The 13092-nt window shown below is 46.5% G+C and carries 12 protein-coding genes; all 12 read right to left on the reverse strand.

Annotation, left to right across the window (positions count from 1 at the left end; genetic code table 11):
- Nucleotides 1–111: 111 nt before the first annotated feature.
- Nucleotides 112–1464 carry a trigger factor gene (tig, locus tag HMPREF9944_RS06285; protein ID WP_008565252.1) on the reverse strand — a complete coding sequence of 451 codons (1353 nt, stop codon included), beginning with the start codon at nt 1462–1464 and terminating at the stop codon, nt 112–114.
- Nucleotides 1465–1832: 368 nt separating this feature from the next.
- Nucleotides 1833–2468: a sugar transferase gene (locus tag HMPREF9944_RS06290; RefSeq protein WP_008565253.1), complete on the reverse strand. Its 636-nt coding sequence runs from the start codon at nt 2466–2468 to the stop codon at nt 1833–1835.
- Between the two features lie 47 nt (nt 2469–2515).
- Nucleotides 2516–3322 carry a glycosyltransferase gene (locus HMPREF9944_RS06295; RefSeq protein ID WP_008565254.1) on the reverse strand — a complete coding sequence of 269 codons (807 nt, stop codon included), beginning with the start codon at nt 3320–3322 and terminating at the stop codon, nt 2516–2518.
- Between the two features lie 61 nt (nt 3323–3383).
- Nucleotides 3384–4253 (reverse strand): alpha-1,2-fucosyltransferase, encoded by an 870-nt coding sequence (locus HMPREF9944_RS06300; RefSeq protein ID WP_008565255.1) that lies wholly within the window; start codon nt 4251–4253, stop codon nt 3384–3386.
- Nucleotides 4240–5007 (reverse strand): glycosyltransferase family 2 protein, encoded by a 768-nt coding sequence (locus tag HMPREF9944_RS06305; RefSeq protein WP_008565256.1) that lies wholly within the window; start codon nt 5005–5007, stop codon nt 4240–4242. Before HMPREF9944_RS06305 ends, HMPREF9944_RS06300 begins: the two co-directional genes overlap by 14 nt.
- Nucleotides 5000–6295 (reverse strand): oligosaccharide flippase family protein, encoded by a 1296-nt coding sequence (locus HMPREF9944_RS06310; RefSeq protein WP_244861128.1) that lies wholly within the window; start codon nt 6293–6295, stop codon nt 5000–5002. The genes HMPREF9944_RS06305 and HMPREF9944_RS06310 overlap by 8 nt, the downstream gene beginning before the upstream one ends.
- 1 nt (nt 6296) lies before the next feature.
- Complete coding sequence (locus tag HMPREF9944_RS06315) at nt 6297–7457, reverse strand: EpsG family protein (protein ID WP_008565259.1); 1161 nt, start codon at nt 7455–7457, stop codon at nt 6297–6299.
- 16 nt (nt 7458–7473) lie between these two features.
- Complete coding sequence (locus HMPREF9944_RS06320) at nt 7474–9054, reverse strand: GumC family protein (RefSeq protein WP_008565261.1); 1581 nt, start codon at nt 9052–9054, stop codon at nt 7474–7476.
- 10 nt (nt 9055–9064) lie between these two features.
- Complete coding sequence (locus HMPREF9944_RS06325) at nt 9065–9826, reverse strand: polysaccharide biosynthesis/export family protein (protein ID WP_008565262.1); 762 nt, start codon at nt 9824–9826, stop codon at nt 9065–9067.
- A 772-nt stretch (nt 9827–10598) separates the two neighbouring features.
- On the reverse strand, nt 10599–11237 hold the full coding sequence (udk, locus tag HMPREF9944_RS06335; RefSeq protein WP_044113459.1) for a uridine kinase: 639 nt from the start codon (nt 11235–11237) through the stop codon (nt 10599–10601).
- A 60-nt stretch (nt 11238–11297) separates the two neighbouring features.
- Entirely contained in the window at nt 11298–11882 is a 585-nt protein-coding gene (locus tag HMPREF9944_RS06340; protein ID WP_008565266.1) for a uracil-DNA glycosylase family protein, read from the reverse strand.
- A 19-nt stretch (nt 11883–11901) separates the two neighbouring features.
- Nucleotides 11902–12963, reverse strand: coding sequence for an endonuclease/exonuclease/phosphatase family protein (locus tag HMPREF9944_RS06345; protein WP_044113497.1), 1062 nt, complete (start codon nt 12961–12963; stop codon nt 11902–11904).
- Nucleotides 12964–13092 lie beyond the last annotated feature (129 nt).

Below are 13092 nucleotides of genomic sequence, written 5' to 3' on the forward strand. Positions count from 1 at the left end.
CTTGCAAAGAAAATGCCAATGTTAAACCTGCATCGGCTGTCTTCACATAGACAAAGATAATAAAAAAAGTCGATAACCTCTTGATAAAAGAAGTTTTTTTTCAAAAAACGATTACGCCGACATCATCTTGTTGAAGTCATCGAGACTGATTTCCTTCTCATTCAGCTTGACAGCTTTCTTCAAGGCTGCAGTCAGTTTGATGTCGACAGCACGGTTTACAAGACCATCTACATTCTCGCGTTTCTTGAGCATTTCCTTTGCATAGTTCTCTACATATTCGTCGGGAACATTATTCATTCCATACTGTGCGAACTGGGTACGGGCACTCTCTTTGGCCGCATTCAGCACGTCGGCATCGTCAACTTTGATGTCGTTAGCAGCAACCAACTGCTCTTTGATCAAGTGCCAAGTGAGCTCTTTGATGCTCTGCTCGTAGTTCTTTTCTACGAAATCGGCTCCCCTGTCCTTATTGTTATTGAGCATGATACGCTTCAACAGCGCATCGGGGAACGTGAGTTTACCCACTTTCTTCTCGCAATAAGCACGCACATCAAGGATAAACTTATAGTCGGCATCAACCTCCAATTGCTTCTTCAGACCCTCTGCAATCTTCTCACGGAATGCTTTTTCATCTTTAACGACATCCTTTCCGAAAGTCTGGTCGAAGAGTTCTTGGTCTATGGCGTGCTTCTTATAACGTTGAATATCGGTGATTTGATAGCTGAAGTCGCCCTTGATGTCCTTCACACGGTCACGTTCTACTTTCAAAAGTGATGCAATCTCGGCCTCACTCTCGTAGGCTTTGCTTGGATTGATGGTTAGGACATCGCCCTGCTTCGCACCTTTGAAGCGTGCTTTCTGCGTCTTGTTCTTGATATAGTTCGGCAAGATGGAAGCTCCTTCCACCGTAATTCCGCCCTCTTTGGTGTTGCCTTTCTCATCGAGTTCTCGCAAGTCACCTTTCAACATATCGTTGTCTTCGTAGCTTTCGGCCTTTTCATAGCTTCCCATGCGCGATGCAAACATATCCACTTGCCGGTCGATGAGTGCGTCGTCAATGGTAATGTTATAATAGTCAATCTTGTTATGTCCGTTGAGTTCTATCTTGAATTCCGGTGCAATAGCAATGTCAAAGGCAAACGTATAAGGTGCCGGTTTCTCCAAATCCTGTGCTTCCTGCTTTTCAGAAGGCAGCGGTTCGCCCAACATCTGTATCTTGTTATCTTGTATATACTTGGAAAGCTGTTCACCAATGAGCTTATTGATGGCATCCATTTTGGCTGCCGAGCCATACTGTTTCTTGACAAGTCCCATTGGAACCATGCCCGGACGGAAGCCCGGATAGTTGGCTTTCTTGCGATAGTCTTTCAATGTCTTCTCGACAGTTGCCGCGTAATCAGCCTCTTCAACGGTGATGGTCAACAGGCCATTCACCTTGTCAGGGTTTTCAAATGAAATGTTCATTTCGATGTTTTTGTTTATATAATTATGTTATTTCCGCAATTTTCGGAACGCAAAATTACAGATAATTAATGAATATACCTAATATATAAGGCAAAAATTTATTTTTTTAACCAACAAAACGCTTCATCTTGAATGCAAATATTTGGTTTCCAAGGCTATAGGTCTTGTGTCCTTCCTGCACAGAACGGCGTGAGCTGTCTCATTTAGTTTACGCTTCGAAAAATATACAAGCCCACCTTTTTAAATAAAGAACACAACCCCACCGAGCATTCTTTAAGGCCTACGATAGCTCTCCACTTCATTTAATAGCTACCGGTCAGCAAGTCATAAAGTTCAAACAGCAATGTTCAATGATCAAAAGTCCATATTCAGAACTTTTTACCAAAGACAATACGGAGGAAAGTTAGCCCAAGAATGCGCAAATCCAGCCACCAACTGCGGTTTTCAAGATAGTATAAGTCCATTTGCAGCCGTGTAAGCATCTTCTCCATCGTGTCGGTATAGCCGTTATAGAGGGTAGCATAGCTGGTCACTCCGGGTCTAATTTGATACAAATCGCTGTAGCGCGGATTCTTTTTCATAATCTTTTCGATGTAGAAACTGCGCTCCGGCCGCGGCCCGACGAATGCCATATCGCCCTTAAAAACATTCCATAGCTGGGGAAGCTCGTCGAGATGATGGCCCCGAAGGAACTTTCCTACCTTGGTCAATCGCTTATCATGCGTTTGATCAGACAGTTCCGGACCGTTTGTTTCAGCGTCGATGGTCATACTTCTGAACTTATAAATGTAGAAAGGACGGCCGAAACGACCAATGCGTTCCTGCTTGAATAGGACTGGACCACCGTCTTCTTTCTTGATAGCAAGATAGCAATAGAGGAGCAAGGGTGAGAAGATGACAAGACATATTGCGGCAATCATGAAATCTATGAGGCGTTTTATCATGGGTTCGATTTCATTCACTCCTTCTAAGCTATAACTGTTTCTAATGATTGTTGTGAGCATTTTGTCAATTACTTTCTAAATATCTTAACGTAATTTTGTGTGTTTTGTTATCTGTGTATGCTAAAAATATAGATATATTTACGTATTTTATTGGGTAAAAGTCTGATAATGGAGCGTATAAAGATATTTTGAAGCATATTCCACAGACCGATAAAACCGTATCGATGGAGCCTTCTTTGAAATCTAATCTCTTTTTTGATGTAGTTTAATCCACCCCTTCTCTGAAAGGCTTCCGGGCTGAGTCGGAACCAAAGAAGACTCTCTTGTAGATTATAAAAGGTGGCTCCGGCCTGTAAGGCACGTACCCATAAGTCGTAATCTTCAAAGAGTTTTAGGTCTTGATAGCTACCAATGGCCTCTATAACTTGCTTACGAAACATCACCGTTGGGTGATTCATGGGGTTTCGATGGCGGGCAAAGCGAAGTATTTCGGCCTGAAACTCGGGCACTTTCCGCGTAGAGACGACGTGTCTTTTTGAGCCCGAGAACTCGTCTATCCAGCTTCCAACGATATCGACTTTCGTATTTTCCATGATGGAAAGCTGTTTTTCAAACCGCCGGGGCATGCAAATATCATCGCTGTCCATGCGTGCCACGATGGGAAACCGGCAGTGCTTCAACCCTTCGCGCAAAGCCTTTCCGAGTCCTTGATTATGGGGTAGCCTGACGATTTTCGTAGGGTGCTGCGTTGAAAAGGCATTGATAACGGCATGAAGTCCGTCGGTCAGCGGACCGTCTTCAACGATGACGACCTCCGAGGGAGGCACAATCTGCGCATACAGACTGTCGAGTGCCTGTTTCAAATACTGCGGTTTCTCGCGCTGATAGATAGATATAAGGACGGAAAACTCCATGTGTTGAAAAACGATGCTGCAAAGTTACACCTTTTTCTTGTATTATTCAAACTTGCGAAGACTAAACCTTTATCCAACGTTCTGCCGCAGGTGAGGGTTTCGCATCATGGGCATACCAATGCTGGGGGGCTATAGTAATGCCGTCATCAGCCTTGCTAAGCCATGCACCCCACCAAGAAAAGGAGGAGTTGGCAATGATGTGATGCCTGCAAAGGGTCATGAGTTGCAGGTCGCGATAGCTCTCTTTACCGCGGTTCCAATCAGCATAAAGGATTTCTTTTCCGTGGAGTAGCGGTTCAATATGCACTTTACACCAAGCCATATCGTTGGAGAAGATGCAAAACACCGGCGTTTTGAGTTGACAGAGTCGGGCAATGGCTCGCTGATAGTAGGCAATGTCACAGGTTCCTTGAAACAAAATATCGTCCAAATAATCTCCTCTTCTGACGTGAATGGAGACCGCTTCGCTCGCTTTCAGCCGCTTTTCGGTCTCTAAATTGCGCCTATCTGTAAAGTCGGGAAACTTGAATGCGGCCATGATTTGCGGGCGAATAGCCTTGAAATAGCGTTCGTCTTGCCAGTAACCATCGTAATACAGACTACCCTTTTGCTTCAAAACGTCTGACGGAAGAAGTCCTTTTGATGGCTCACACAACATCGACCGACGCTTAGGTAACAGTCGGCTGCCCACGCGCCACAGCTGATAATGTGGATAAGGCCACGCCAATTGTGCCACATCGGTTAGCGTTGCGGCCTCAAACCGATGCCCGAACAGCATGTCAAGTTGGTAGCCTTGATGCTTGTGATAGCCGTTGAAGCCATGCAAGTCGAGCTTGATTTCCTCGTCTTTCCACCTTTCTTGCAATGCAATAGCCAGTGCATACTGAAACATTTGATTGCCAAGTCCGCCTATGATTTTAACGATTTTCATATCTGAAACATTTCAGTGACTGTATGGTTTGATTGAGAAACAAGGCTGCTTTGATAGCCGCTGTGCAATAAGACAGCTCGCAAACGGTTTTCTTATCTTCCTTTAATGCCTGCAAAATGTTGATTTCTTGCGTTATCTGACCTTGATGTCCGTGTTGTGATACAATGTATAAGTCATTCAAATAAGCTGGTTCCTGATGTGAAAGACATCTAAAATACCACTCTACATCAACCAACCATGACAACCGTTCGTTGAATCTCGGTACGGCTCCGCGGGCAAAAGCAACACAAGCACACGGGCCAATGGCATTGAAGGCAAAGAGGGTCGATGGGCAACGTAGCATGAATGATTTTACGATTTCAGGGAAAAAGCGTCTTTTTTCTTTCCCGTTTAGCCTTACTTTGACATTGCTTATCACCACGTCAGCCCCTGCATCGAATTCCTTTTTCAGCCGTTCCAAATGGTTATTGCTTTCAAAATATTCGTCATGGTGCATCAAAATGATGTACTTTCCCTCGGCAAATCCAAGCCCATAGTTCCAATTCCCAACCGCATTGCCACGCTTTTCATGGTGCCGGTACAAGAGGTTTGTCCGAGAGAAAGAGCTGCATAATGACGCAATTCCATCATTGTCGGAATCGTCAGAAATGATGATTTGCACCGTCACGCCTTGTTGTTTCAGCACAGAAGCAATGGCTTTCCGTGCCAATTCAGGGTGTTTATAGGTTGGTATGACTACAGAAAAATCAATCATTTTTAACAAGATAAGTCAGATAAATGGTTAAACAAACGGACTTTACAATGTAGGCAATCAAGACAGCCAAGGCGATTCCCGTCGCCGAAAGCCCTTTATCAACCAGCCACGAGGCCGAACCTATCATGACGATGGCCCATAACAAGTTCAGGAAAAAACATGACCACATCTTGTCTTTACTGTAAACTGACATTTCAATGATATTGGAATAGGCCGAGAATAAAGTTGAAACAGCGAGGTAAAACAACGGCATCTTGTCTGTAAATCCCCTGCCGTAAAGATGCATAATCGGCTCTCCGAACAGCAGAACCACAGCCACTATGACGAGCGAAACGGCCGTTATAATCAAGATATTTGCATAAAGAATGCGACGGAATTTCCGGCTGTCTCCCAACGTACTTGATAGGATTGGCAGTACAATCTGGCTGATGGCGGTCGGAATAAAAAGCATCATGACCTTCCATTGGTCGGCAGCTTCAAACAGCGCAAGACTGTCATAACCGTTCTGTTTGACGAGAATCGTCCGGATACACCAAAAGGCCGGCGTCACCGTCAGTGCTGAAAGGGTGGCCGGAATACTGTAATTCAAGAGCAACCTATAGTCGGTTTGAGACGCTACTTTGGTGTTTTGGCTATTTTCATAACTGGAAAACAGCTGCCGAATGGCTATCTTATTGGCAACATACAGGCCGATGACACCTATCCCGAAACCTAAGATTGCACCGTCCAAGCCCCAAAGAAGTGCACCGACAATCATAAAGACAGACTCGAGAATACTTCCGATCAGCGTGTTCTTTGCTATGGTCTTGAAAGCTTCCATACCCGACAAGATGCCGTTCTGTACACCATAGAGAATGGAAAAGAACAGCAATAGGCTCGCTATTTCTATCTCTCCGGTGAGCGATTCCTCGTGAAGTCCGTAAGAAGCTATCTGCTTTGCGAACACAAAACAGCCTGTTGCAATCACCAATCCCGTTGCAATAGCGAAGCGATAGGTCTGTCTGCTGATGGCAAGAACACGCGAGGTTTCGGTCTGACGGAGCTGGGATATGAACTTTGTTGCAGTCACTCCGATGCCTGAAGCGCCCAATACGATGAAGATATTTATCGTGGAACGAATCATTCCGAACTGCCCGAATAACTCCTTACCCAGTATCCTTGCGCATGCAATTCCGGCAATCAACACACACAATTTACCTGCTGCTGTGCCGGTAAACGACCAGAATGCGCCACCCATGATGCGGCGGGCAATGTCTGAAGTGCGTAGGGTTGCGATGATTTTTCTCACGTTATTCCTGTGGATAAAGGTGATAATAGTGGTAACGGCTACTGAAATCGTAGGTCTTATAGGGCACTACGTGCAGCCATTCGGGGCGATAAGTGTTGACAATGACGAGTTTTGAGACGAAGACAAGGGTCATTACCAATCCCGAAACCTGTCTGACGAGCCTGTTTCTGTGGCTTATCGGCGAACCTCTTTCAATGAGTCCGGGATACGCATAACGCAGGAACGTAATCAAAATAATGGGCCAGAGATAGTCATTGATGCGTGCAAAGGCATAGAAAACGGGCAGGATTATGCTCACACATAAGGCAAGCAGTTGCACGGCATAAACGTTTCTGTCAATCGGAACTTCCCGGTTTCGCTTTTGAAGGAAATAAGATAGGAAGACGATAAGGAACATCATGGCCCCCTCAACGAGGCCGATTATCGAGAGTGACTCCTTTTGTATGGCATATTTATAATAGGGATTGTCATGCAATCCGAATGCGGAGAGCAGCTTGAATATACATAATGACACGATGAAAGCAGTTCCCAAAACAAGTAATGTGCTGCGTTTTGTGGCCTTGATTCGCTTGAATACGGGCAGCAACAACAACACAAGTGCCGACGAATGGAACAAAGAAGCAAGGAAAATCAGGCCACAAAAGCCCATTGTTCGGCCTTTTTCTAAATACTTGATGTAGGCAATATAGAAGATAAGAATGGCAAATGTCTGCCGAATGATGCAGTAGTGCATGAAGAAAACATTGCCTATCAGCATGAAAAAGCACACCATTGCCACGTCTTCCGCTTTCTTTTGAATGAACCAAAGGTTGCCTATCGTGATGACAAACGAGGAGAACAGAATGATGGTATAGGGGTCTTTGGAAACGTATTTGATGAGGAAATGCACCAAAACCTGAAAGCCATACTCGAATTGGTCGGCCAGTCTGAAGCTGAAAACGGACGCATTCAGATAGCTTGTGTAAAGCGTTTTGCTATAATAAAAGCCGTAATAGTGGGGCGTGTCATTGAGGACTGTGATGTCACGGAAGCCAAAAAAGCCGAAAAGCAGGCAGAAACAAAGCACCCATTGAAATAGTTTCCGAGTCCCGGCGTTGTCGAAAACGCGAGAGACCACGGCCACCATGACAAATGAAAAGAAGTAAAGTGCGATGTAGAGCATGCCGGAATGAAAGATGTTATGCCGCTTCCCGAAGCATGATTTCTATGTTCATTTTCGCGAATATCCAGCCCATTGGCAGCAGAAGTCCTACCAGCAAGGCACCAAAGATAATGACACTGGCCTTGGGTTTCATGGGTTTCAGGCTACCCATTGGCGGAGAAAGCACACGTATTTTGTAGGGAGTAAAAGCCTTGGAGAGTACACTTTCCTCGCGTTTTTGCAGCATAAAGATGTAGAGTTGCTCCTCTATTTTCTGCTGACGTTCGGCAGATAAGAGGAATTTTGCCTGCATCGGACTGGCTTTCAACTGTGAATCATTCTCGCTTTTCAGCCCTTTATAGCCGGCAATCTGAATGTCTGCCTGTCGGATACTGTTGTCCAAGGCGGCCCGAATGGACGTGCGCAGGTTGCCAAGTTGCTTTTCCAAGCCCAGAACAATGCTGTTGTTGGCGTTGCTGTTTTCGGCTATTCGGTTGCGTTCCAGCTGCAAACGGTTGTAAGTTCCAATCTGTTCGGAGAGTATTTTGTCGTTGTTGAGCAGGTTCACAGGCAGGGTTTGGTTGGCATTCGAAGGCTTGTCGAGAAACTGTTTCATGTAAGATGCCGCCGTTCTTTGGCTGCGCAACGTCGTTAATTCCGTGCTCATCATTGCCGAATTCTCTATAGCCAACTTGGTCATTTCAATGGCATTGGGCAAGTCATGCTTTGTTTTATAGGTCGTCAGTGTGCGCTCTGTCTTGCTTAGTTCAGCCGTTAACTCGGCTATTCTGTTGTCGATGAACTGCGTAGTCGTGCGATTGAGCATGTTCTCATCGGCCATCCAACGCTCGTTATACACCTTGATAATCATGTTCAATATGTCTTCTGCTCGTTTAGGAACAGCGTCCTGATAACTCAAATCAATGACCGATCCCAACTCTTCCGTGATACCTGCGTTGAGATTTTGCAGGATATTGTCGGCCATATCCATGGCGGCAACCTTATTCAAACGTATGGTAAGGTCTTCTTTTCCTGTGTAGACAGGGGTCGACGTAACGGCAATCGGTCCGATGGGCGTGTGGAACACGCCGTTCACCCGACCTTGATATTCCTGCTCGAAAGCCGTTTTTCCTTTCTTTAGTCCATAGATTTTCACGCTGTTTCCGTTCAGATCGATTTTCATGGTGGCCGTTTCATTGGGCTTGAGTCGGCCTATGAACACCCTGACGGGCAGTGTTTCGCCATACAAAGGCAGCTTTCTCAGAAAGGGACGTGTGCTGTATACATAGTCAAGATGCAGGCGGTTGACCACCTCCATGATGTTGGCCGGCGTCTTCATGGCCAAGAGTTCGTTGCTTACATTGGACGAACCGCCAAACAATCCGCCCATACCTTGTATCATACTAAGGCCTGCTGTGAGCTTCGAACCGGGCGTTGCGTCTTCCTTAACCATGATTTGTGACGAGCGTTCATAGACAGGATTCTTCATTATAAGGTAGGCCGTAGCGAGCAAAATGAAGGCTATCAGACTGCCGAAAAGCCATTTTCGGTTGCTACGAACAGCGTGGATATAGGCTTTCAGCGTGAGTGTTGAGGGCAAAGATGTCGATGTTTGCATGCTGATGGTTTTATTTGAACACCAAAACGGCTACGGTTGTAAGGAGCGAAGCGATTGAAATCCAGAACGAAGTAGACTGAATTGTGTTGCCATTGACGGTAGATTGGCGTTGCCGGGTCTTGTTGGCCGGCACGTAAACGATGTCGTTCTGTTGCAGATAGTAGACGGGCGACTGCACAGCTTGGGCCGAAGCGAGGTTCAAAATGTAGGTTTTTGCCTCGTTGCCCTGCTGCCTGACCACCATCACGCTGTCTCTTTTGCCGTAGATGGTCATGTCTCCAGCCTTGCCCAAAGCCTCGAAAATGTTGATTTTATCATTGTCGATGCTGACCGTTCCGGGCTTGTTGACTTCGCCGAGAACAGAAATTCGCAGGTTAGTGAAGTCGAGTGTGACCACAACGTCCTTGGTTCCGAACTCCGAAACCAGCCGTTCCTTGATGCGTTCTGCAGCTTCTTGGCGTGTAAGTCCGGCCAAACGGATTTTGCCGAGCATGGGAAAATCAATCTCTCCCTTGCTGTCTACCGTGTAGGTCAGCACGTTCTGCATGTTGGGCAACGAGATATTGAAGTGTTCGGTGAGCACATTATCCTTGCTTTTCACGAAGACCGAGAGGCGATCGCCCTGCTGAACAGTAATCGTTTTGGGCGTATTGGCGATGCCTTCCGGCCCTTGTAGGCCTTGCAGATAGTTGATGTCTTTAGGCGTGGAGCAGGCTGCAACGAGTAATAACAGGCCTGCCAAGCCCGCAATGTATTTGGTATGTTTCTTCATAATCGTTCGTACGACGTTGTGTTTATATAACTCTTTTCCCGCCGGTTTATTGCCGAAGCCGGCCTTGATTGTAGGTTTTGTGCGCTTTTACCACGGTTGTGCGTCGGCATTTCCACGTGCAAAGATACACATTTTCCTTGAATGAAGGGCACGTTCGGGCAAGATTGGCAGTCGGAAAGAGGCGTATTTTGTGTAAATTGCCTTGAGCGGACGCACGAGCCGTGCGTCCCTACAACTTCTTCTTGCTCTCGTTTTTGCATGATGCAGTCCGTACTACCGTGTAATATGCCTGATGTAGCGAACCGTTTGAATGCATGTAGGGACGCACGGCTCGTGCGTCCGTTTCAAAAAACAGCCGGATTGAGTTTGTCATTTGAGCGGACGCACGGACCGTGCGTCCCTACATGCCTGCCCAACAAGACTCATTTTGCACAACGAAAAAAGTTAGAAAGTTTTACAATTTTTGGGTGTTGACAACTTTGTCTTTACCATATAGCAGAGGCATTCGAGCTATTTCAGACTGTAAAATCAGCGAGATTGTCGGCTTATCTCCATGCTTTTGGTGCGCAATATGGCTCATATTACACGCTAAGATGGCCCATTTTACCGTGCAATAGGACCCAGATTGCGATGCCGTTCGGGCTATTTTAATCTCAATGGCATGAAAAAGGGAAAGCAGCAACGCTACTTTCCCTATGCAAATATACAAAATCTTGCAAGCAAATGCAAATCGATTGTGAATTAATTTGACAAAGACAATCCTTCCACTTCCCTATTTGCTTGGCATGAGACCCTCGATGTAGTTGCAGAGAATGTTGATGCCTTTGATGTTCTCTCCGCCTTGTGGAATAATCAAATCAGCATAACGCTTCGTGGGTTCAATGAATTGCTCGTGCATCGGCTTTAGAACTTCGAGATAACGCTCCACAACCATCGACACCGTACGGCCTCTGTCGATGGTGTCGCGCTGGATATTGCGAATCAATCGCTCGTCGGGATCGGCGTCAACGAATATCTTTAGGTCCATCAAGTCACGCAGTTTCTTATTCAAAAGCGTCATGATGCCCTCGATAATGATGACAGGTTTGGGTTCCACATGAATGGTTTCGGGCAGCCGGTTGCACTGAATATAACTGTAAGTGGGCTGCTCTATGGCCCTTCCCTCACGCAGTTCGTTGACCTGTTTGTGCAGAAGTTTCCAGTCAAATGCGTCGGGATGGTCGAAATTAATGGCGTGACGCTCTTCCTCGGTCATATGAGATGTGTCGTTATAATAGGAGTCGAGCGGTACGACGGCAACGTAATGCGGGGGCAAGGCCTCTACGATTTTCCGCACAACCGTGGTCTTTCCACTCCCAGTTCCACCGGCAATGCCGATGATGGTAATCTTCTTTAAGTCACTATTCATCATGTATTATTTAGCGTTATGGTTAGTTCTCCCCTCCTTTGGAGGGGCCGGGGGAGGCTCCAATCACAGTTCCTCGAACATCTTTCGATAGAATTCGGCTTTCTTTTCCACGCTCATTGGGTAGGCACGGCTGCTGCTTGGCATGCGATAAAGGCGGAGCGTGCGACCTTCAAAGGTGAATTCCGTGTGCTGACCCATTTTTGGAGGCGTGATATCAAAGTGTTTTGTAAACACATCTGTGGCCAGTTGGCCCGCAGCCAACACGCTTTTGCATGCCGGAAGCTGCCGTAATATAGCGTCAATGTCGCTTTGTTCGACGATTTCGAGGTCTTTATCGGAGGCCGTGTTCTTGGTGCGACGAATGCGAAGTGCCGTGTCAAAAATGGCAACGCCTTCCTCTTTGAGGAACGATTTGAGCGCATCAAGCCTGAAAGTCTTATGTTCTTGATCCACAAAGTGCATCTTATCGCCGAAGAAGATATGTCCGAAAATGCGCCACATATCGTTCTGAAAGTTCGGATAATACCACTCCATGCACCACCGTTTGGGTGCAGGTGGGAACGTACCCAGCATCAACAGGCGGGCATTCTTAGGCAACCAAGGTTCGAAGGGGTGGGTTTCTATCTCGTTGTTTGCTGTTGTTTCCATTACTTTCCAAGGCGATTTGTTACTCTTGTTTCTTTGCCAAATAAACGCAAACGGGCAGATGATCGGAGAAACCGTCAAGCCATACGCCGCCGGCCGTGGTGCGTTTGGGACTTCCTTTATACTGTCCTTCGGTCTGAAAAAGGTAAGGCATGCGTTGAATACGGCTCTTCCAATACCTCAACGTCTTGAAATCGTTGCCGTCTTTCCTGTTCAACAGGTTGGGAGAAAGCAGGATTTGGTCGAAAAGGTTCCATGTTCCGCGATACATCAGCGTCCCCGTTCCCTGCTTCAACACGTTATACCACGGATTATACATGTCATTTGGCCCCACTTTTTCAATGGTTTCCTTAGCCGAAAGGGCCTCATACATGCTCTTGTCTGTGGGGTCATCGTTCATGTCTCCCATGATAAAGACTTTGAATTTCGGGTCGATGGCAAGCAAAGAGTCCTTGACAGCCTTCGCTTGAAGGGCTCCCCATTCGCGATAAGACGACCCGTTGAAGCGGCTCGGCAGGTGACAAACGATGAAAGCCACAGACTCTTTGGCCATCTTTCCGGTGACAGTCAGGAAGCCACGTGTGGCAAATGACGAGTCTTGTTCGGCACTGTTGCGGTAAGGAACGAGCTTTTCGCTCTCCAAATCAAACAGCTTTGGATTGTAAAGCAAGGCGCAATCGATACCTCGTTTGTCGGGTCCTTCGATGTGACAGAACCGATAATTGCGGGCTTTCAGCTCGGGTTGGGCCGTCAAAGCCTCAAGAACCGTGCGGTTTTCTACCTCACTCAAGCCGATAACGGCACAGCCCGTGTGGGGCAAAATGTCGGTACCCATGTCGGCAAGAGCACGTGCCATGTTGTGCAATTTATGGCTGTATTTGAGCCCATCCCAGCGATATTGTCCCGCAGGAAGGAAGTCCTGATCGCGCTTTCCTGCGTCGTGACAGGTATCAAATAGGTTCTCCTGATTGTAGAAACCCACTGCATAAACCGAGAACTTTCCCTGCTCTGCAGTTTTAACATGCTGAGCCGAGACCACAACACAAATGGATAGTGCTGCCAATAAGAATAAGTTTTTCTTCATATATATAATAGGTAAGGCGATGCTTTGACCTTGAATGGCCCTCAAAGGGGCTGGGGTTGTTCTTTGCAAAAGTAAACAAAATAATTCAAGTTGTATGCTTTTGATGAAAAAAACAACACAAAACAGTCG

It is taken from the genome of Segatella maculosa OT 289, assembly GCF_000243015.1.
Classification (GTDB): domain Bacteria; phylum Bacteroidota; class Bacteroidia; order Bacteroidales; family Bacteroidaceae; genus Prevotella; species Prevotella maculosa.